General features: G+C 43.6%; 17 protein-coding genes, 1 tRNA gene, 1 other RNA gene and 1 riboswitch. Of the genes, 10 read left to right on the top strand and 9 right to left on the bottom strand.

Going from position 1 to position 21,141, the window contains the following annotated elements; all coding sequences use genetic code 11:
• The first annotated feature begins 100 nt into the window (after positions 1–100).
• From secY to icd, 9 genes are all read left to right on the top strand, one after another.
• Complete coding sequence (gene secY / locus ZYMOP_RS03500; protein ID WP_013933980.1) at positions 101–1,483, top strand: preprotein translocase subunit SecY; 1,383 nt, start codon at positions 101–103, stop codon at positions 1,481–1,483.
• 41 nt (positions 1,484–1,524) lie between these two features.
• The gene (locus ZYMOP_RS03495) at positions 1,525–2,199 is read left to right on the top strand and encodes an adenylate kinase (RefSeq protein WP_013933979.1); all 675 of its coding nucleotides are present in this window, start codon (positions 1,525–1,527) and stop codon (positions 2,197–2,199) included.
• A 315-nt stretch (positions 2,200–2,514) separates the two neighbouring features.
• Positions 2,515–2,883: a 30S ribosomal protein S13 gene (gene rpsM, locus ZYMOP_RS03490; RefSeq protein WP_013933978.1), complete on the top strand. Its 369-nt coding sequence runs from the start codon at positions 2,515–2,517 to the stop codon at positions 2,881–2,883.
• A 63-nt stretch (positions 2,884–2,946) separates the two neighbouring features.
• Positions 2,947–3,336: a 30S ribosomal protein S11 gene (gene rpsK / locus ZYMOP_RS03485; RefSeq protein ID WP_013933977.1), complete on the top strand. Its 390-nt coding sequence runs from the start codon at positions 2,947–2,949 to the stop codon at positions 3,334–3,336.
• Positions 3,337–3,428: 92 nt separating this feature from the next.
• The gene (locus tag ZYMOP_RS03480; protein WP_013933976.1) at positions 3,429–4,490 is read left to right on the top strand and encodes a DNA-directed RNA polymerase subunit alpha; all 1,062 of its coding nucleotides are present in this window, start codon (positions 3,429–3,431) and stop codon (positions 4,488–4,490) included.
• Positions 4,491–4,608: 118 nt separating this feature from the next.
• Positions 4,609–5,031 (top strand): 50S ribosomal protein L17, encoded by a 423-nt coding sequence (rplQ, locus tag ZYMOP_RS03475; protein WP_013933975.1) that lies wholly within the window; start codon positions 4,609–4,611, stop codon positions 5,029–5,031.
• Positions 5,032–5,183: 152 nt separating this feature from the next.
• Positions 5,184–5,274: transfer RNA gene (locus tag ZYMOP_RS03470), tRNA-Ser, on the top strand.
• Positions 5,275–5,945: 671 nt separating this feature from the next.
• On the top strand, positions 5,946–8,216 hold the full coding sequence (locus ZYMOP_RS03465; protein WP_013933974.1) for an aconitate hydratase: 2,271 nt from the start codon (positions 5,946–5,948) through the stop codon (positions 8,214–8,216).
• A gap of 105 nt (positions 8,217–8,321) precedes the next feature.
• Complete coding sequence (gene icd / locus ZYMOP_RS03460; RefSeq protein ID WP_013933973.1) at positions 8,322–9,584, top strand: NADP-dependent isocitrate dehydrogenase; 1,263 nt, start codon at positions 8,322–8,324, stop codon at positions 9,582–9,584.
• Positions 9,585–9,688: 104 nt separating this feature from the next.
• On the opposite strand, the gene trpC is transcribed toward icd, so the two are convergent.
• Both trpC and ZYMOP_RS03450 read right to left on the bottom strand, forming a co-directional pair.
• Positions 9,689–10,483: an indole-3-glycerol phosphate synthase TrpC gene (gene trpC, locus ZYMOP_RS03455; protein WP_013933972.1), complete on the bottom strand. Its 795-nt coding sequence runs from the start codon at positions 10,481–10,483 to the stop codon at positions 9,689–9,691.
• Positions 10,484–10,575: 92 nt separating this feature from the next.
• Positions 10,576–11,823 (bottom strand): MFS transporter, encoded by a 1,248-nt coding sequence (locus ZYMOP_RS03450; RefSeq protein WP_013933971.1) that lies wholly within the window; start codon positions 11,821–11,823, stop codon positions 10,576–10,578.
• Between the two features lie 334 nt (positions 11,824–12,157).
• Between ZYMOP_RS03450 and ZYMOP_RS03445 the strand changes: the two genes are divergently transcribed.
• Positions 12,158–13,615, top strand: coding sequence for a SulP family inorganic anion transporter (locus ZYMOP_RS03445; RefSeq protein WP_013933970.1), 1,458 nt, complete (start codon positions 12,158–12,160; stop codon positions 13,613–13,615).
• A 139-nt stretch (positions 13,616–13,754) separates the two neighbouring features.
• Here ZYMOP_RS03445 and ssrA read toward each other — a convergent pair.
• The 7 genes from ssrA to ZYMOP_RS03410 form a co-directional block, all read right to left on the bottom strand.
• Positions 13,755–14,102, bottom strand: a transfer-messenger RNA (tmRNA) gene (gene ssrA / locus ZYMOP_RS09300).
• A gap of 13 nt (positions 14,103–14,115) precedes the next feature.
• On the bottom strand, positions 14,116–15,597 hold the full coding sequence (locus tag ZYMOP_RS03435; protein ID WP_013933969.1) for a voltage-gated chloride channel family protein: 1,482 nt from the start codon (positions 15,595–15,597) through the stop codon (positions 14,116–14,118).
• 22 nt (positions 15,598–15,619) lie between these two features.
• Positions 15,620–15,699, bottom strand: a riboswitch (Fluoride riboswitch).
• A 58-nt stretch (positions 15,700–15,757) separates the two neighbouring features.
• Positions 15,758–16,768 (bottom strand): sensor histidine kinase, encoded by a 1,011-nt coding sequence (locus tag ZYMOP_RS03430; RefSeq protein ID WP_013933968.1) that lies wholly within the window; start codon positions 16,766–16,768, stop codon positions 15,758–15,760.
• Positions 16,769–16,941: 173 nt separating this feature from the next.
• Positions 16,942–19,206 (bottom strand): polyribonucleotide nucleotidyltransferase, encoded by a 2,265-nt coding sequence (pnp, locus tag ZYMOP_RS03425; protein ID WP_013933967.1) that lies wholly within the window; start codon positions 19,204–19,206, stop codon positions 16,942–16,944.
• A gap of 113 nt (positions 19,207–19,319) precedes the next feature.
• Entirely contained in the window at positions 19,320–19,589 is a 270-nt protein-coding gene (rpsO, locus tag ZYMOP_RS03420) for a 30S ribosomal protein S15 (RefSeq protein ID WP_013933966.1), read from the bottom strand.
• Between the two features lie 16 nt (positions 19,590–19,605).
• Positions 19,606–20,544, bottom strand: coding sequence for a tRNA pseudouridine(55) synthase TruB (gene truB, locus ZYMOP_RS03415; protein WP_013933965.1), 939 nt, complete (start codon positions 20,542–20,544; stop codon positions 19,606–19,608).
• A complete protein-coding gene (locus ZYMOP_RS03410) occupies positions 20,541–21,122 on the bottom strand; it encodes a thymidine kinase (protein ID WP_013933964.1) in 582 nt (193 codons plus the stop codon). Before ZYMOP_RS03410 ends, truB begins: the two co-directional genes overlap by 4 nt.
• Between the last annotated feature and the right edge of the window lie 19 nt (positions 21,123–21,141).

Below are 21,141 nucleotides of genomic sequence, written 5' to 3'. Positions count from 1 at the left end.
ATAAGGAATTTCTTTCTCTTTTGCGGCATGTCGATCATACGTCATGATAGTTAAATTTATACATTAGCTATCAGCAATTTTTTCGGGGTTCGACTGAATAATGGCATCAGCAGCCAACCAATTTGCCTCTAATTTCAATCTTTCTCAGTTTGGTAAAGCCACCGATCTTAAAAAACGCTTGTGGTTTACCTTTCTAGCTTTGATTGTCTTTCGATTGCTTTCTTTCGTGCCATTACCGGGAATTGATCCGCGTACAATGGGCGCGCTTTTTGCGCAGACTCATGGTGGTGTGCTCGATTTTTTCAATACTTTTTCTGGTGGCTCTCTTAGCCGCATGTCGCTCATTGCTTTGGGGTTGATGCCTTATATTACAGCATCAATTGTCGTGCAGTTATCTACCTCTCTTAGTCCACATCTTGAGGCTTTGAAAAAAGAAGGCGATAGTGGACGGAAAAAGCTTAATCAGTATACCCGCTATGGAACCGTTCTTCTAACCGCGATTCAGGGCTACTTCATTGCTGTTGGGTTAGAAAACTGGAGAACGCCGGCCGGTCTTTCAGCCGTTGTTGATCCAGGATTATTATTCAGAGTTAGCTGCGTCATATCCCTTATCGGCGGTACCATGTTTTTAATGTGGTTAGGCGAGCAAATTACAAGCCGTGGGGTCGGTAACGGAACATCGCTTATTATTATGGCGGGTATCGTTTCTCAGCTACCTGTTATTATTCTCAATACATTGGAACGCGCTCGTAGCGGTGCTGTTAATCCTGCTCTGGTTTTGGGTATTTTGGTCGTTGTCGTTGGGCTTATTCTTTTTATATGTTTTATGGAACGCGCTCAACGTCGGGTACTTATTCAATATCCTAAGCGTCAATCTGCCCACGGGGTAATGCAAGCGGATAAAAGCCATCTACCTTTAAAATTGAATACAGCTAATGTTATCCCTCCGATTTTTGCGTCTTCTGTTTTGTTGATGCCGTTAACTATTACGCAGTTTGCTGGCCAGAGGATGACCGCAGGCGGTCGCTGGAATAATATATTGATTACGCTTAATCAGTATTTAGCCCATGGCACATGGCTTTATATGTTGCTCTATGGGGCAGGGATCGTCTTTTTCAGCTTTTTCTATACAGCGATCGTTTTTAATCCTGAGGAAACGGCGGATAATCTTAAACGTTATGGTGGTTTTATTCCGGGTATTCGTCCCGGTAAAGCGACGGCAGATTACCTTGATTACTTGCTGACTCGTATAACCGTTGTTGGGGCAGCTTATTTGACTTGTATCTGTCTGGTTCCCGAATTTATGGCCAGTCAACTGGGGATGACCTCTTTTGCCATTGGGGGCACCAGTCTTCTCATCGTGGTTAATGTTACCATTGATACGATTACCCAGATTCAAAGTCATCTGATCGCCCATCAATATGGTGATTTGATCCGTAAGTCTAAACTTCGGGGAAAAACTATCCGGCGACGGTCAAAGTAAATTAAAATTAGCCTGTCTGTCTAAAGAAGCGGAATTTACGCATGAATATTATTCTTTTTGGCCCTCCCGGTGCGGGTAAAGGAACCCAAGCCCTTCGTCTGGTTCGGGACTTTGGGATGATACAGCTTTCCACCGGTGATATGCTGCGTCAAGCGGTACAAGAGGGTACCGAAGTGGGTAAGCTTGCTGAAAAAATTATGAAAGAAGGCAAGCTTATTCCTGATGACCTGATGAACCGTGTTTTAGGGGAAAGACTAGATAAGCCTGATACACAAAATGGCGTTATCTTTGATGGTTTCCCGAGGACCAAACCACAGGTTGAAGCCTTGGATAAATTACTAGCCGAGCGCCACCGTAAGCTTGATTGCGTTATCGAAATAAAAGTCGATGAAGAAGCCTTGGTTAAGCGAATCGTAGGCCGTTATATTTGTGCTAAATGTGGTGCCGGATACCATAATGAGCTGCATCGCCCTAAGGCAGAGGGTGTTTGTGATATTTGTGGATCGTCAGAATTCAAACGCCGCCCTGATGATAATGAAGAAGCGGTTAGAGCAAGACTGATCGAATATCGTGAGAAAACAGCGCCGATCCTGCCTATTTATGAAGCCCGTGGCATTGCCTATCATGTAGATGGTATGCTGCCTATGGATGAGGTATCAGAAGAAATTGAAATGATTTTAAAGGAAAAAGGCGCTAAACCTACTGTTTCTAATTAAAAAATAGCCTTTATTCACTTAAATGAAAGCAGGTTACTCTCTATAAGGGTAACCTGCTTTTTTACAAAAAAGTTATTGAGATATTGTAAAAGGGCGGTTGCTATCAGCCAAGCGGTATTTTATACGAAAATGGAATAATTGCTGATTTTATATCAGTTATCCTTGACTCATGATGGCCCAGCGGTTAGCAAGCTTCCTCTTTTGCAGGAGCGCGTCGCAGGGGCGTTTTTTTGCGTCTGTGATGATAGCTGTAAAAAAAAGAAGCGCTGAGATGAGATATGCGCCACATATCTCGTGGAGCAGGAGATTATAAATATGGCTCGTATTGCGGGTGTCAATATCCCGACGAATAAACGCGTAGAAATCGCGCTTACTTATATTCATGGCATTGGTCCAGCCACTGCTAAAGAAATTACGACTAAGCTTGGAATTGCGCCGGAACGGCGTGTTCAGGATCTGTCTGACAACGAAGTGTTGCAGATTCGCGAAGCCATTGATGCAAGCTATACCGTCGAAGGTGATCTTCGTCGTCAAGTCGCTATGAACATCAAACGTTTGATGGATCTGGCTTGCTATCGCGGCCTGCGTCATCGCAAAGGCCTGCCTGTCCGTGGTCAGCGTACCCATACCAATGCGCGGACGCGTAAGGGTAAGGCTAAGCCAATCGCTGGCAAGAAGAAATAAGCAAACATCTTTTATAGTAAGATGTTTTTCTGCTTTAGCACCCAGCTTGAGGAATTTTAGGATATGGCACGCGAACCGCAGCGCGTTAGAAGACGCGAGCGTAAAAATATTTCAGCCGGCGTTGCACATGTGAACGCCAGCTTTAACAATACAATGATCACCATCACCGATGCACAGGGTAATGCTATTTCCTGGTCATCAGCGGGTATGATGGGTTTTAAAGGTAGCCGTAAATCGACGCCTTATGCCGCACAGGTTGCAGCAGAAGATGCCGGTAAGAAGGCTGCTGAGCATGGCGTTCGTACGCTGGAAGTTGAAGTCAAAGGCCCGGGTTCAGGTCGTGAATCTGCACTTCGTGCTTTGCAGGCGGTTGGTTTTCACATCACCTCTATCCGTGATGTAACCCCCATTCCGCATAATGGTGTACGTCCTTCTAAGCGGCGTCGTGTCTGATTGATGTGGCGAAGGGCCTCAGTGTCCTTCCTTTTCCATTTTTCTGGTGGCCGGCGGGCAGTCTCGCCGGCTCAACTCATAAGGGGACGAACGTGGCTGTCAACGCTAAGAACTGGCAGGAACTGAAAAAGCCCAACGCCCTGGAAAAGAAAGCGAGCGGGAACGGCAAATGCAAGGCAACTTTTGTTGCTGAACCATTAGAGCGCGGTTTTGGCCTAACGCTTGGTAATGCATTGCGTCGGGTGCTGTTATCTTCGCTGCAAGGTGCGGCCATTACAGCAATTAAGATCGAAAATGTGTTACATGAATTCTCGTCTCTTACTGGAGTACGGGAAGATGTGACGGATATTGTTCTTAATATCAAGCAAGTCGCGATTAAAATGCAAGGAGACGGAAGCCGTCGCCTGCATATTTCGCGTACAGGCCCGGGCGTAGTGACTGCCGGTGACATTGCCGTAACAGGTGATATCGAAGTGATGAATCCTGAACTGGTAATTTGTCATCTTGATCAGGGCGCAACTTTTAATGTTGAACTGACCGTTGATACCGGAAAAGGGTATGTGGCGGCTGTTGCTAATCGTCCGGCTGATGCCCCTATAGGGGTAATCCCGATTGATGCGCTTTATTCTCCAGTACGCCAAGTGGCGTATAAGGTTGAAAATGCGCGTGTTGGTCAAGAGCTTGACTTTGATAAGTTGCTACTATCCATTGAAACGGATGGTACGATCGCACCTGAAGACGCTATTGCTTATTCAGCACGCATTCTTCAGGATCAGCTCCAGCTCTTTGTTCACTTTGATGATGGTCTGGCACCGCCAGCTTCTGCAATTGGACAGAGTGCAACACCAACTTCCAGTAATGAGGCTGAAAGCAGCGCTAACCAGCTTAATCGCAACCTTCTCAAAAAGGTTGATGAACTTGAGCTCTCAGTGCGTTCTGCTAACTGTCTCAAGAACGACAACATCATTTATATCGGTGATCTTGTTCAGAAGACCGAAGCTGAAATGCTTCGCACGCCTAATTTTGGTCGTAAATCTTTGAATGAAATCAAGGAAGTATTGTCCGCTATGGGGCTGCGTTTAGGCATGGAAATTCCGGGTTGGCCACCTGAAAATATTGAGGAAATGGCCAAAAAACTGGAACAAGAATATTGATTTTTAAATCGGCCTGATAGTCAGGCCGGTCTCTTTATCAAGAGTTAGGCGCTCTCTCTTAAAAGGGCGTGGTCCAGGGTACCTGAGACGGCCTTGAGAACAAACGAAAGGATAAAAAATGCGTCATCGTGTTGGCGGCCGTAAGCTGCAACGTACCTCTAGCCATCGTCTGGCTTTATTCCGTAATCAGGCTGCAGCCTTGATTAAGCATGAACAGATTATGACGACGCTTGCTAAGGCACGTGAACTGCGTCCTTATACAGAAAAGCTGATTACCTTGGCGAAAAAAGGTGGTCTGGCTAACCGTCGTCTGGCGCATAGCCGTTTGTTAGATGATACACAGTTGAAAAAACTGTTTGATATCGTGGGTCCCCGTTATGCTGATCGTAATGGTGGTTATACGCGTATCATTAAAGCCGGTATCCGTGCTTCTGACTCTGCACAGATGGCGATCATCGAATTTGTTGATCGTGATGTCACTGCCAAAGGTCAGGATTCTGGTCCTGTTTTGAGTGAAGAAGTCGAAAACGAAGAGGCTTGATAGGCTTCTTTCTGAAAAGAGAGAGGTTTTTATAAGCCTCTCTCTTTATTCTGTTATTTTAAAAAATATTTTAAAATTTTTTGGGAAAAATGTGAAGCAGGGCTTGCCTTTATAGGCAAGGATGGTTAGAGCTTCACCCCCAGACATAATGCGGAGTGGTGGCCGAGTGGTCGAAGGCGCACGCCTGGAAAGTGTGTAGGGGCTAACCGCCTCTCGTGGGTTCGAATCCCACCCGCTCCGCCAAATTTTTTAATAAAAGACCAGATCTTTTTTTGAACCAGAAGCGTCCAGCTTGCTGGTTTTTTTTATAGTTAAAATTTATAGAATAAATTTGTTTCGGTTTCTTTTTTAAAAAATTATTCTGTTGTTGATATATGGTGTTCTGGATTGACCCTATAATTAGGTGTAGTTCTTACAAAATTAATATTAATAATATTAGGAATATTTCATTTTTATTTTTTTAAAAAAGCCTATGTTTTCTTAAAAAAACAAAATGTTTTTTTGTAAAAAATATAATTTTATAATTTTTATTTATATTTTTAGATAAATTTATAATGATTTCAAAAATATAGTTAAAAATAACATAAATATTATTTATGTAATAAAAGTTTATTATAATTTATAAAATAAATAAACCTATTGATAATATAATTTCTTATTAATCATATTAATTTAAACAAGAAAAAGTGATTTTTTATTTAAAATAAGATTAATTTCAATAATAGAACGATTATATTGTAGTAATAATTTTAAAAAAATATAAATAATATTTAAGGTAATATTATTACAATATTTATTATAAAAATATATATATTAGTGGAAAAGTTTAAATAAAAAAATAAATATAAATCTTGATAATTGAATGATATTATATTCTTACAAATGCGTTAACTGACAGTGAATGAAAGCGTACAATGGTTTTTGATGTTGATTTGATTAAGCACATTTATCTGGGCTATCTTGAAAAAATTAAAAAAATACAAATCGCATTAGGTAAGCCGTTAACGCTGACTGAAAAGATACTCTATGCCCATTTGGCCAAAGGTGAGGCCTTAAAACCGTATCAGCGCGGCATTGATTATGTAAATTTTGCACCTGATCGTGTTGCTATGCAAGATGCAACCGCACAAATGGCGCTTTTACAGTTGATGAATTCAGGGCGTGATAAAGTGGCCGTGCCGTCAACTGTCCATTGTGATCATCTGATCGTGGCCTATAAGAATGCTAAGGATGATCTTCATTCTGCTGAAAAAAGTAATAAGGAAGTGTATTCCTTCCTCCGTGACGTTTCCAATAAATATGGTATTGGCTTCTGGAAACCCGGGGCAGGGATTATTCATCAGGTCGTTTTAGAAAATTACGCCTTTCCAGGCGGTATGATGATAGGGACAGATTCTCACACCCCTAATGCCGGGGGGCTATCCATGATTGCTATCGGGGTAGGGGGGGCGGATGCCGTCGATGTTATGGCGGGATTGCCTTGGGAACTTAAAATGCCGAAAATTATCGGTGTTAAGCTGATAGGAAAATTATCAGGTTGGGCTTCTCCTAAAGATGTCATTCTGAAACTGGCTGGTATTCTGACAGTAAAGGGGGGCACTAATTCTATTATCGAATATTTTGGTGAAGGCACGCATACTCTCTCGGCTACGGGGAAGGCTACAATCTGCAATATGGGAGCCGAGGTAGGCGCTACGACGTCTATTTTCCCCTTTGATCAGAAATCTGTTGATTATCTTAATATTACAGATCGTAAAGAAATTGCTGATTTGGCTCAATCTTTATCCAGCTGCTTTAAGGCTGATGATGAAGTCATGGAAAAGCCGACCGATTATTATGATCAGGTGATCGAAATTGATCTAAATCATTTAGAACCGCATGTGAATGGCCCATTCACCCCTGATTTGGCTTATCCAATTTCCAAATTTGCTCAGGCGGTGGCTGAAAATGATTATCCTGAAAATATGGAAGTTGGTCTGATTGGTTCCTGTACAAATTCTTCTTATGAAGATTTGAGCCGTGCGGCTTCTGTTATTAAAAATGCGCATAGTCTGGGCCTGAAAGTTAAATCACAACTTATTATCAATCCGGGATCGGAACAGGTCAAAGAGACCTCTGATCGGGATGGTATTATTGCAAATTTTGAGCAGGTCGGGGCGGTCATTATGGCCAATGCCTGTGGTCCTTGTATTGGTCAATGGCGTCGGGCTGGGGCGGATAAAGAGCCCCGTAACTCTATTGTTACCTCGTTTAATCGTAATTTCGCTAAACGGAATGACGGCAACCCGCACACCTATGCCTTTGTCTGTTCACCTGAAATAGTGGCTGCTTTTGCTATTGCAGGTAGTCTGACCTTTAATCCGTTAAAAGATAGCCTGATCAATGAAAAAGGTGAATCCGTAAAGCTGGCGGAACCCTTTGGGGATGAGTTGCCGAAAAAAGGTTTCACGCTCAAAGATGCCGGATATACCGCACCTGTTTCTGATGGCAGCCAAGTGAAAGTAACGGTTTCGCCTGATTCTGATCGGTTGCAATTATTGGCGCCTTTTCCGGCATGGGATGGCAAGGATATTATTAAACAACCCTTGTTGATAAAAGTAAGCGGCAAGTGCACGACTGATCATATTTCGATGGCCGGCATCTGGTTGAAATATCGAGGTCATTTGGATAATATTGCCAATAATATGTTGATTGGAGCAGTAAATGCTTTCAACAAAAAGACCAATTCAGTTATTGATCCTGAAACCGGAAATTATTTAGCGGTTCCCGCTTTAGCAAGAAAATATAAAGCTGAAGGTTTAGGCTCTATTATTGTTGCTGAAGAAAATTATGGCGAAGGCTCCTCGCGCGAACATGCTGCAATGGAACCCAGATTTTTAAATGTAAAAGCGATTATTGTAAAATCTTTCGCGCGTATTCACGAAACAAACCTTAAAAAACAAGGTATGCTGGCTTTAACCTTCATTGATAAAGCGGATTATGAAAAAATCGCTGAGCAAGATAAAATCAGTATTCTTGGTTTAACCGAATTTGCACCGGGAAAAAATCTGATAGTTGTTCTTACCCATAAGGATGGCTCTGAGGAATCTTTTGAAGTTAGCCATACTTATAATGAAGCGCAGATTGAGTGGTTTAAAGCCGGTAGTGCTCTCAATAAATTAAAATCAGAATACACGCTATCTTAGACGATAGATCATTCTTAAAAAGATATTAAAAATAATAGCTTAACCTTAGCAAGTAACCATAAAAAAATTGTTATCTTGCTAAGGTGAAAGCCATAAGGAAGCGCTATGAGCGAGAAGATTACTTTTAAGAATAATCAGCTACAAGTACCTGCTAATCCGATTATTCCCTTCATTGAAGGGGACGGGGTCGGAAAAGAAATCTGGCAGTCGGCGCAGACCATTTTTGATAAAGCCGTCGAAAAAGCATACGGTAATAAACGTAAAGTGGACTGGAAGCAGGTTTTAGCGGGTGGCAAAGCCTTTGATCAAACCGGTTCATGGATGCCCGATGAAACGATGGATGCCTTTAAGACCTACCTTATCGGTATCAAAGGCCCGCTGATGACGCCCGTCGGGGGTGGTATCCGTTCTTTGAATGTGGCGTTAAGACAAGAGTTAGATCTATTTGTGTGCCTTCGTCCAGTTCGCTGGTTCAAGGGCGTTGAAACCCCTGTCAAGCATCCTGAAAAAGTCAACATGACAATTTTCAGAGAAAATACCGAAGATATTTATGCGGGTATTGAGTGGATGGAAGGAACGGATGAAGCGAAAAAGCTTTATAAATTCCTTCATGAAGAAATGGGCGTTACAAAAGTTCGTTTTCCTGAAACCTCTTCTTTCGGCATCAAACCTGTTTCAATAGAGGGTTCTGAACGTCTTGTAAGAGCAGCGATTGAATATGCCATTGCTCAAAAGGCTCCTTCTATTACCTTGGTGCACAAAGGTAATATTATGAAGTTTACTGAAGGGGGCTTCAAACAATGGGCTTATGCTTTAGCGGAGCGTGATTTCAGCGATAAGCTTTTCACGATGAATCAGTATGAAAAGCTGAAAAAATCGGAAGGCAGTGAAGCGGCAGATAAAGCCTTGCAGGCGGCGAAAGACGCACAAAAAATCATTGTCAAAGATGTGATTACTGATGCGTTTTTACAGAATACTTTATTAAAGCCAGAAGACTATTCTGTTATTGCGACCCTTAATCTTAACGGTGATTATATTTCTGACCAGCTGGCCGCTATGGTTGGGGGTATTGGCATTGCACCAGGGGCTAATATTAATTACGCAACCGGCCATGCTATTTTTGAAGCAACCCACGGCACCGCACCAGACATTGCTGGAAAAAATCAGGCTAATCCATCATCCTTATTGCTTTCAGGCGCCATGCTATTCGATTATTTAGGCTGGTTCGAAGTCGGTCAGCTTATCATTAAGGCCATGGAGTCGCTATTCCAAAAAGGTAAAGCCACGGTTGATCTGGCGCGTTTTATGCCTGATGGCCAAACCTTGACAACAAGCCAGTTCACAGAAGAGATGGTGGCTCATCTTTAAGATGATAAAATTTTAGAGGTAATTTTTTACCCTTGGATTTTCAGAGTGATAAAAAGTCTGATGCCTTGCTTTACATCGACAAAGCGGCATCAGGCTTTATATTTTTAGTTTAATCCCAATAAGTCACGGGTTGCCTGTTTTACATCCTTCTGACGCATAAGGGTTTCCCCGACTAAAAAACAACCAATATTATGCTGATTCATTGCCACTAAATCATCATGGGTCTGGATTCCACTTTCCGCCACAAAAGTGCACTCTTTCGGCGCCTGTTTGATCAGTTCGTAAGTTCGGTCAAAGCTAACCGAAAAATCTCTTAAATCCCGATTATTTACCCCGATAAGACGCGATTTTAACCTTAAAGCGCGTTCCATTTCCTGTGTGCTATGCACCTCTATCAAGGCATCCATTCCATATTCTAAGGCGGCGGCTTCGATTTCTTGCATCTGGTTGTCCTCTAAAGCAGCCACGATAATTAATATCGCATCGGCACCGATGGCGCGGGCTTCTGTAACCTGCCAAGGATCGATCATAAAATCTTTGCGTAAAACGGGAAGCGTCACTTCATTCCGTGCCGCAATTAAATAGTCCTCATGGCCTTGGAAGTAAGGCTGGTCAGTCAAAACTGATAGACAGGCCGCACCGCCTTCCTGATAGGAACGAGCATGAAGAATAGGCTCAAAATCTGGACGGATTAGGCCTTTGGAGGGGCTAGCTTTCTTTATTTCAGCGATTAAACTAAATTTACCCTCAGCTCTTTTTTTATCTAAAGCAGCGCGAAAACCTCGCGGGGCAGTCTGATTTTTCGTCAAATTATAAAGATCAGTTTCACTGATATGCTTTTTTTTGTCTGCAACGTGGCGTGCTTTGGTAGCACAAATTTCTGTAAGAATATTTGACATCTGTTATCCGAATGAACAGTCAATAGAATAAGCACTGTTGTATGATAATAGAGACAACAGTGCTTTATGAATATGGTATTTCAAATTAAGATTCATGCCTTGATCTTATTATGTCGTGAGTCAATCATAATAGAAATCAGAAAGAAAGCTAAACCACCTGCGGCAAGAAGGGCACCGACCCATCCCGTGGATTGATAGCCAAAACCAGCTCGGATTGCTTCACCGCCTAAAAAAGGTCCAATAGCATTAGCAATATTAAAGGCACTGTGATTAAGCGAAGCCGCTAATGTCTGCGCTTTCCCTGCGACATCCATAAGTCGGGTCTGAAGCAACGGAGAGAGGGCGACACCCCCACCGATAAGAAATACATCTATAGTTAGTAGCCAAATATTACCGGCAACAAAGAAAAATAGAAGTTCAGAAAGAATACTCCAGATTAATAATCCGCCGATTGTAGGTAGTAAGGATTTATCAGCAAACCAACTGGCGATGATATTACCGAGAACCATCCCACTTCCGAAAATAAAGAGAACCATAGGCTCTAAATGGGGAGAAATATGGGTTACCTCGGTAAGTGTTGCCCCAATATAGCTATAAATTGTGAACATGCCTCCAAAACCGATTGCGGCTATCAACAAGGTCAACCATATTTGGATGCGTCCCATTGATTTCACTTCGGAAAGCGGACTTTCGTCCTTATTGGGGGCGTCATAGGGACAATAAATAATAATAAGAATAAATGTTATCGTTGCTAAGATAGCTACCGACCCAAAACCCCAGCGCCAACCCAGATATTGGCCGAAAGCCGTTACTATGGGTACCCCAAAGAGGGTTGAAAGGGTTAATCCGAAAAATACCCGACCAATTACTCGCGATCTTTGTTCAAAAGGTACTTGTGCTGCCGCAACCAACATTGAAATGCCAAAAAATGCACCATGAGGAAGACCACTGATAAAACGAAATAATAACATCCAGTGATAATTAGGGGCCAAAGCACTGGCCGTATTTCCAAGCATAAAGAGCAGCATCATCCCAATTAAGAGATGACGACGACTTTGCCATGCGCCACCGATCGCGATTATGGGGGCTCCGATCACTACACCTAAAGCATAAGCACTAATGACATTACCCGCATCAGGGATAGAAATATGAAGTCCCTTAGCAAAATTAGGTAGTAAACTCATTACTGCAAATTCGCCAATGCCGATAGAAAAGGTACCTAACGCTAGGGCTAAAATCAGCATCGACAGATTCAGTTTTTTAAGATTACCTGTCCCCTCACCAGAAGAAACGGATGCTGTCGAATAATCGTTTCTATTTTTTTGTTTGTCCCATGCCATAGAAAAAGATGCCTTTTTGATAATATCGGGGGGCAAGCAATCTAAGCTTTGCATATTGATAAAATACTGACTTAATGTTTCGGCGTAAGGCGTCAATGATAGCGTCTCTATGCTTATAAATTTGCCATAAGCCTATAGGACGCTGCTTTCTCCCATCAAAAACACGATAGATTGTTTAATATTCTTTGATAGATAGGCTATGATAAAAAAATCATATTTTTATAAAAAGCGGATAAGATTTTTTTAGCGCTATTTTCCTGTCAGCGTTTTTTCTTATCACCTGAAACTAGCCTTAATTTATTACTAAAATTCTGTAACTTCCAAGGAGAATAGCATGATAAGCGCCAAGGGATTATCCGGCGGCGAGGGGAGAAAACTATTCCCTTATATAAGCCGTGAACTTTTAGCCGGTATGGTCGCTACTTTTGCGCTTATCCCTGAGGTAATTGCTTTCAGCTTTGTTGCCGGTATCGATCCTGAGGTTGGCTTATACGCCTCTTTTGTGATCGGTATTGTTATTGCTTTTTTTGGGGGACGGCCTGCTATGATTTCGGCAGCAGCGGGTTCTGTTGCCTTGGTCGCTGCCCCCCTTATTCATAGTCATGGATTACCTTATCTTTTAGCCGCAGGTCTTCTTGCGGGGCTCATCCAAATTGTTTTTGGTTTATTTCGCTTATCTGTCTTGATGCGGTTTGTCGCTAGTCCCGTTCGAACAGGCTTTGTCAATGCCTTGGCTATTTTGATTTTTTCGGCACAGTTACCACAAATTTTTGCTGCTAATATGCAAGGCCTGCTCTTAATTATAGCCGGTTTGGGAATTATCTATGGTGCGCCGCGTATAATCCGCGCCATTCCCTCGCCTTTAATTGCAATCGTCATTTTGACTCTTGTCACAAATTTTTGGCATTTACCTGTGCGTACTGTAGCCGATCTTGGCCGTTTACCCCTGACATTACCTCATTTTACCCCACTGACGATTCCTTTCGCCTGGGAGAGTTTACAAATCATCTTTTTGCCAGCGCTCGCTATTGCAATGGTCGGTTTGCTAGAATCTATTATGACCGCGTTTGTGGCTGATGATCTGACTGATAGCAATAGTAATAAAAATCGTGAATCTTTAGGCCTTGGTATGGCGAATATTGCAGCCAGTTTATTCGGCGGCATCGCGGGTTGCGGTATGATAGGTCAAACAGTCGGTAATATACGCTATGGGGGTAGGGGGCGATTATCAACCTTTGCCGCCGGTGCTTTTCTAATGATTTTGATATTAGGGTTACGCCCTTGGGTTTCTCAGATTCCAGTCGCGGCACTGGTCGCTATTATGCTGATGGTTTCTGTAAGTACTTTTAACTGGCAATCCATCAAAGACGTTCGACGCTTACCAAAGCTTTCGGCTATTATTATGCTGACAACGGTTCTTGTGACCGTTTTTACCCATAATCTAGCCGCCGGTGTTTTGGCCGGTGTTTTATTAAGTAGCTTATTTTTCTCGTTTAAAATCGCAGCCCTTATCAAAATCCATATTATCGAAGAAGCTGATAGTCGGATTTATCAGGTGAAAGGGCAGGTTTTTTATGCTTCAGCCGATATGTTTATTGATGCCTTTGAAATGAAAGGGATTGAGGGTCGTTCGGTTACAATAGATTTAACCCATGCCCATCTTTGGGATGTGACAGCCGTTGAAGCCTTTCATAAGGTACAGACCCGCTTCCGGCATCATAATGTTGATTTGGCTATTGTGGGTCTTAACCAAGCTAGTGCTGTACTGATTGACAAACTTGACCCTGAATGATTTTCAAAAGCCAATCGGGCACACTATTCTATCAGGCCTTAAAATAGGGATTTTAGGGTCTATCAGCTCAAGTTTTTGCTTTTGGAATTTTTTAAGGAGAAATAGGGAGCTTCTGTTGCCCGGTGCTCCCCAAACCGCTGGAATCTGCTTCTGTTGCCCGGTGCAGCCCAACCGCGCTTTTACTTTGTAATGTCTACCCGTGAGGGTTTTCATTACGCAGCAACAGCGAGTACCTCGTTATCGTTGGCACTTGTGAAAATGATCGGTTTAACGGCTCAATCACGCCGGATAGCAATCAGATCTTTACTACACACGTCGATCCTGTTTCGCCCCCATCATCAACAGCGGATGTAAACCGCTACTGATGGTGGAGGCGCCGGAGTACTGCCCTCCGGGTCCGTCGAGTCTATTTCACCTGAAAATCTACCATCATAGTCACCGAAGTGACGCTATGTAGCTAGGGATGGATGCGTCTAAACGCAAGGGCTGCTTTCAATTTTTTATAAAAACTCTGTGTTATTAGAGGAATCTATTTTCTTTTTAGAGGATTGGGGTGTCTGTTTTTCTGAAATTTCTGTTTCTGAAGGAAGCGGATCTGTTGCCGTTGTCCACCAATTCCTTTGCAGCATTTTAAGACTTTGTTGTAACGTTACCGGATGAGGATCCGGTTTCAGAGTACCCACAATCTGGGAAAGATAAATACCAGAATAACCACTGAAAACATAAGCAGTGCAGCAGCCCACTGCAAAATAAACGATATTGCCGGCGCCGAACATTTCTACACCCATGATCATACAAGCAAGCGGTGTATTGGCCGCAGCCCCAAAGACAGCGATAAAACCAATGCCAGCAAAAAGGTCAACAGGTGCACCGATACTATGTGCTATCGCACTACCCAAGGCCGCCCCAATAAAGAATAAAGGTGTTACTTCACCGCCTTTAAAACCTGTGCTCAAAGTGATGACGGTAAAGATGAATTTAAGAAGCCAACTCCAATAATGCGTTTGTGCAGGATCAAAAAAACTGCCGATTTGCAAGCCTCCGACATGCTCGGCGATAACCCCTAAACCCAGATAATCCCTTGTTCCTGTGATATAGACTAAAGCGATTATGATAAGGCCACCTGTAAAACTGATGAGGGGCGAGGAGGGGATAATTTTTTTAAACCATTGGGATGTATTCGATAGACTTTCGGAAAAAAGGCGTGCCACCATCCCGAAGGCGATGGAAGCCAAGATCACTTTAAAGAAAATAACGATATTTAGTTCGAAATGACCGACTTCACTTGGAAAACTCATCACATAGCGCAGGTGATCCATACCCCATAAACGACATATCCAGTCTCCGAAAATCGAAGCAGCGAAAGCCGGGATCATCGCACTATATTCTAATTTTCCAATGACGGGGACTTCAAGTGCAAAAATAGCCCCTGTAACAGGGGTGCCAAAAACCGCACCAAAACCAGCCGCAATACCAGAAATTAATAAAAGTCTGATATCCGCTTTATTAAGACCGATAATTTTACCCATGCCACTGGCAAAGCTACCACCCAATTGAACAGCCGTACCTTCACGGCCAGCAGAGCCACCAAAAAGATGGGTAATAATTGTTGCAATGAAAATTAAGGGGGCCATGCGCAAAGGCACGCCTGCATTCGGTTTATGAATTTCTTCGAGAATAAGATTATTACCGGCGGCAGCAGGGCGGCCAATGCGATCATAAAACCATGCGGTAATATAACCGGCTATTGGTAATCCAAAAAGCAAAACGGGATAGGCAATACGGGTTTTTGTGGCCCATTCTAAGGCCCAGAGGAACAGAGCGCAGCAACTACCGATTATAGCCGACAGGGGGAAAATAATAGCCAGCCATTTGAGCAGAAGAATGAGTTTAAAAGGCTTATATTTTGAAAATAATTGATACATTCTCGCTCCTTTGATCAAGGAGCTACCGCCATCCTCATTGGGACGTAAAGCAGGCATGACTCCTCAATCATAAAAATATGTTTGAGCAGGAGTCATTAGCCTGATTGGCGGTTCGATCCTTATTCAAAGGATCAGGCAGAATCCATTACCGGTGCTAAATAAGCCAAAAATTACAAAAAAAGTCAAGGTGACGGTAGGTAGAAAATAACACGTAATTTTAGCCATAGTGAAGAATAAGGCAGGAAACGACATTTTGATCGGCACGATTGGTGAGTGTAAATTTACCTTTAAATTGACGGGCAAACATCGCCGCGATTTTCAAGCCCAGACTATCGACTGTTTCCAAAGAAAACCCTTGGGGTAAAGGTTTCCCATTATTAGAAATAGTCAATTCTATATGATCATCTATTTTTTTAAGACTGATATCAATACAGCCATTTTCTTTATCTTTGAACCCATGTTCCAAAGCATTGGATACAGATTCTGCCGAGACTAATGCCAAAGGGATAGCCATATCGGAAGGAAGAATTAAATCTTCTGCTTCGATAGTGCAACGAATATGAGGATGATCACTAGAGGCAATAATATCTTGAATAAGGCGATTAAGGATGAGCTTAGCACCCAGTTGATTACCGTTCTTTATATAAAGTGCACGCTGAAGCTCACCAATCATATGGATCCGCTGAACCGAGGCATCGATGGCCTCTTTTGCTTTTTGATCTGTGATACTGCGGCTTTGCATCCGCAGTAATGAAGCGATTACCTGCAAATTATTAGAAATACGGTGCTGAAGCTCATGAAACAGTAATTCATTACGTTCAGCCAGCATTTGATTATAGGCGCGTTTTTTTCTGAGCCGATAGGTTCCATGCTGTAAAGCAACGACCAAGCCCATATCTGTGGCGGTTTCTAAAAGGCATAAAAACCATACCAGAACGCCATTAAAGTCTACGCCTTCCTCAATAAAATGGGGCGCTAAAGATAGACTGATAATCGCTGTAATAAGACCGGGTTTAGTACCAAATAAAAATGTAGCGATAAGTATCGCCGGCATAAAAGTAATGAAGGGATACCCTTCGGGAAGAAGATGATCGATGGTAACACGGAGAAGAAAGGCTCCACCCGCAACAATGAGCGCACAAAAATAGCCAAGCCATGGCCTATTTTGTAACAGGGGCAATCGTTCCAAAACGCTATAAGCGACTGGAATTTTATGGTCTAAGGCCATGCATCCTCTCCAGATAACTTCTGGTATTTTTTATTATAGATTTTTTACATAATAGCGTAAAAAATGATATTTGTCTCTTTTTCTACAGGTTTCATCTTCTTTATTTAAATAAAAAAAGGGACCTTGAAAGATCCCTTTTCTTTTAACAAAGATTAAGTTTCTAAAAAGAAAAATTAATCATCTTTTCGTAAAAAAGCCGGAGCAAATTCGGGTTCCATATCACGGCCTGAATGGTTTGAACCATTCTGCGGTTCGCGACGTGGGCCACGATCGCGACGAGGCCGATCACCCCGTGGACCGCGATCACTGACTTCACGAGCTTCCCTAGGCGGACGATTGTCTTCCAGTTCCGCGCCAGTTTCCTGATCGACAACACGCATTGACAAGCGGACTTTACCGCGATTGTCAATTTCAAGCACCTTAACCTTAACTTCCTGGCCTTCGGCCAGAACGTCACTGACCTTGTTCACGCGCTCGTTTTTAATTTCAGAGACGTGAACCAGACCATCACGGCCACCCATGAAATTCACAAAGGCACCGAAATCAACAATGTTGACAACCTTACCGTTATAAATTTTGCCGACTTCCGGTTCTTCGATGATACCGGTAATCCAATTACGGGCAGCTTCGATCTGAGCCGGATCAGAAGAAGACAAGCGTACGGTGCCGTCATCTTCAATGTCAACTTTCGCGCCGGTTGTCGCAACAATCTCACGAATGACTTTACCGCCAGTTCCAATAACATCACGAATTTTGTCTTTAGGAACGCTCATTGTTTCAATACGAGGCGCTAAATTCGAAAGTTCCGAACGAACTTCACCCAAAGCTTTGGACATTTCACCCAAAATATGGGCACGGCCGGCTTTTGCCTGTTCCAAAGCCTTACCCATGATTTCTTCAGTGATACCAGCAACCTTAATGTCCATCTGAAGGCTGGTAATGCCTTCTTCTGTACCGGCTACCTTAAAGTCCATATCCCCTAAGTGATCTTCATCACCCATAATATCGGAAAGAATGGCAAAACCATCTTTTTCAAGAATAAGGCCCATCGCAATGCCGGAGACCGGACGCTTCAAGGGAACGCCCGCATCCATCAAAGCAAGACAGCCACCGCAGACCGTTGCCATCGAGGAAGAACCGTTTGATTCCGTAATATCGGATAGAACGCGGATCGTATAAGGGAAGTCAGCCTTGCTAGGAAGCACAGGATGTAAAGCACGCCATGCCAGTTTACCATGACCGATTTCACGACGGCCAGGAGCGCCAAAACGACCCACTTCACCAACGGAATAAGGTGGGAAGTTATAATGCAGCATAAAGCGTTCGTAATGAAGGCCATTCAGGCCATCAATCATTTGCTCAGCATCTGCGGTTCCAAGGGTTGTGGAAACCAAGGCTTGGGTTTCACCCCGCGTAAAGAGCGCAGACCCATGGGTCCGAGGTAAGAAACCAACCTGTGAACGGATAGGACGAACCGTTTTTAGATCACGACCATCAATCCGACGACCTTCTTTTAAGATCGCAGTGCGAACAATTTTGGCTTCAAGTTTTTTCGCCAATTTCTGAATGCGTAGTTTTTCCGAGGCATCAGCATCGGGGAAAGCTTCATCCAAAACGGCTTTGGCCTTAGAAATAGCCTCTACACGTTCACTTTTTTTGGTCAGACGATAGGCCTTATCAAGGCTATCTTTGCAAAGTTCTTCAACTTTTGCAGCCAAAGCTGTGTCATCATAGCTTGAGAGCTCCCACGGTTCTTTCGCGGCTTGCTCGGCAAGATTGATGATCGCCTTGATAACAGGCTGTAAAGATTTATGCGCAAAGGAAACCGCATCAAGCATGATTTCTTCGGATAGCTCTTTTGCTTCCGATTCAACCATCATCACGGCATCGCGCGTTGCACCGACTACCAGATCAAGATCGCTGTTTTCGAGCTGAGCCAAGGTCGGATTTAAAATATATTCGCCATCTTGATAGCCAACACGCGCAGCACCAATTGGGCCCAAGAAAGGCACACCGGAAAGCGCAAGAGCAGCCGAGGCCGCAATCATGGCTAAGATGTCAGGTTCATTTTCGCCGTCATAAGACATGACCTGAGCGATAAGTAAGGTTTCGTTATAAAAACCGTCCGGGAAAAGGGGGCGAATTGGACGATCAATCAAGCGTGAAACCAAAGTTTCGCGTTCGCTAGCACCACGTTCACGCTTGAAAAAGCCACCGGGGATACGACCGGCTGCTGAATATTTTTCTTGATAATGAACCGTTAAAGGGAAAAAATCCTGTCCCTCTTTAACCGTTTTGGCCGCTGTTACCGCGCAAAGCACGACCGTTTCACCTAAGGTCGCGATGACGGCGCCATCTGCCTGACGGGCAACCTGTCCGGTTTCCAGCGTCAGCTTCTTTCCGCCCCAATCGATTTCCTGGCGTTTAATATCGAACATTCAAATTCCTTCTGGCTCCGACCCTATGTCTGGAGCTGCCTTTTTCCGGGGTCGCCGGATTGCGAGATGCCCGGATGCGAAACGGCCCCCAGTTAAGGAGGCCGCGTCGTCTTTTATTTGCGAAGACCCAGCCTCGCGATAAGATCGCTGTAACGAGCCTGATCTTTGTTTTTAACATAGTCAAGCAAGCTGCGACGTTTGTTTACCAAACGTAAAAGACCACGACGGGAATGGTTATCCTTGGCGTGGGCTTTGAAATGCTCCGTCAGATTGATAATCCGTTCGGTCAGAACCGCTACCTGAACTTCGGGGGAACCCGTATCGCCTTCAACACGAGCATATTCTTTAATCAGCGCTTCTTTGCGCTCTGCAGTGATCGACATCAGCGATCCTTTCTATTTAAAAATTGAAACCGCGCAAAACCCGAGCTTGTTGCTCGAAAACTTCAATTAATGCGACGGGCATTTCTGTTTCCATCGCCATATTCAAGCCTTGTTCTGCATTAATTCCGACCAATTTCTGCCCCTGACGGAGTGCTTTTGCCTGATCGGAAGAAACAGCGAAAGCCGGGATGTCGTCCAGCCCTGCTGTTAGGGGCAAAAGTATTTTATTCAGCTTTCCAGTATTAGCTATTTCCATCAGTTTGTCTAGCGAAATTGCCTGTTTGTCCGTAAATGGACCTGATTTACAGCGGCGCAATCGACTAACATGACCGTGACAATCAAGGGCATGGGCTATGTCTCGAGCGAGGCTCCGAATATAGGTACCCTTGGAAACAGTGGCTCGAAAAGATGCCTCATCTGGACTATATGCAACAAGATTTAGATCATAGATCGTAATATCTCGCCCTTTAACCGTTACAGTTTCACCGGCACGGACACGATCACAGGCCCGTTTTCCATCAATCTTCAAGGCTGAATAAATAGGCGGTATCTGGTGAATGTTCCCTTGGAAACTAGGTAATATCGATTCGATCGCTTCTTTTGTCGGTCGATTATCCGACTGCGCGATAACGGCGCCTTCACGATCCAAGCTGTCTGTTTCTTCGCCAAAACGTAAGGTAAATTCGTAAACCTTATCAGAATTAAGGGCATAGCCTGCTAATTTAGTCGCCTCACCTAAGGCTACGGGTAAGACACCTGATGCTAACGGATCTAATGTCCCGCCATGGCCGACTTTAACTTTGGGTAAGCCAGCTAGACGAATGGCCCGTTTAACCGCGGATACGGCTTGCGTTGATCCAGGGCCTTCTGCTTTATCAAGGATGATCCAACCGTGAAGCGCGGCTAGTAGAGGAGGGGATAAAGTAACCTTTTCCGACTTATCAGCTATCGTCATAGGGCGTTTAGATTTTCCATAAAATGACGGCGGCAAAGTGCGACATAGCGATCATTACCCCCGATTTCCGTTTGTTGGCCTTGTCTGACTGGTTTTCCCCGATCATCTACCCGTAAATTCATCGTGGCTTTTGCACCGCAACGGCAGACAGATTTAATTTCCGTTAAGACATCTGCCAAAGCTAATAGATATTGAGAACCTTCGAATAATTGGGCCTGAAAATCAGTTCTAAGACCATAACATAAGACGGGAATACTTAACTCATCACAGATTTGGGCAAGTTGAAATACTTGTGCTTTTTTAAGAAATTGCGCTTCATCGACCAAGATACAATCCACAGGGGTTGCTTGATGTTGATAGCGCACTAGAGGCAGAATAGCAGTGTGGTCAAAAAAGGGGATTGCGGGGGCTTCGAGACCAATACGAGAACGGATCATGCCTTTTTTATAACGGGTATCAATACCAGCGGTAAATAACATCGTGCGCATACCCCGTTCACGATAGTTAAAATCCGCCTGCAATAGGTTCGTTGATTTCCCCGCATTCATCGAAGCGTAGTAAAAATAAAGTTTGGCCATTTGAGGCTTGTCCGCTTTT

Source organism: Zymomonas mobilis subsp. pomaceae ATCC 29192 (genome assembly GCF_000218875.1).
In the GTDB taxonomy this organism is placed as follows: Bacteria; Pseudomonadota; Alphaproteobacteria; order Sphingomonadales; family Sphingomonadaceae; genus Zymomonas; species Zymomonas pomaceae.
This window is presented reverse-complemented; position numbering and strand designations above follow the sequence as displayed.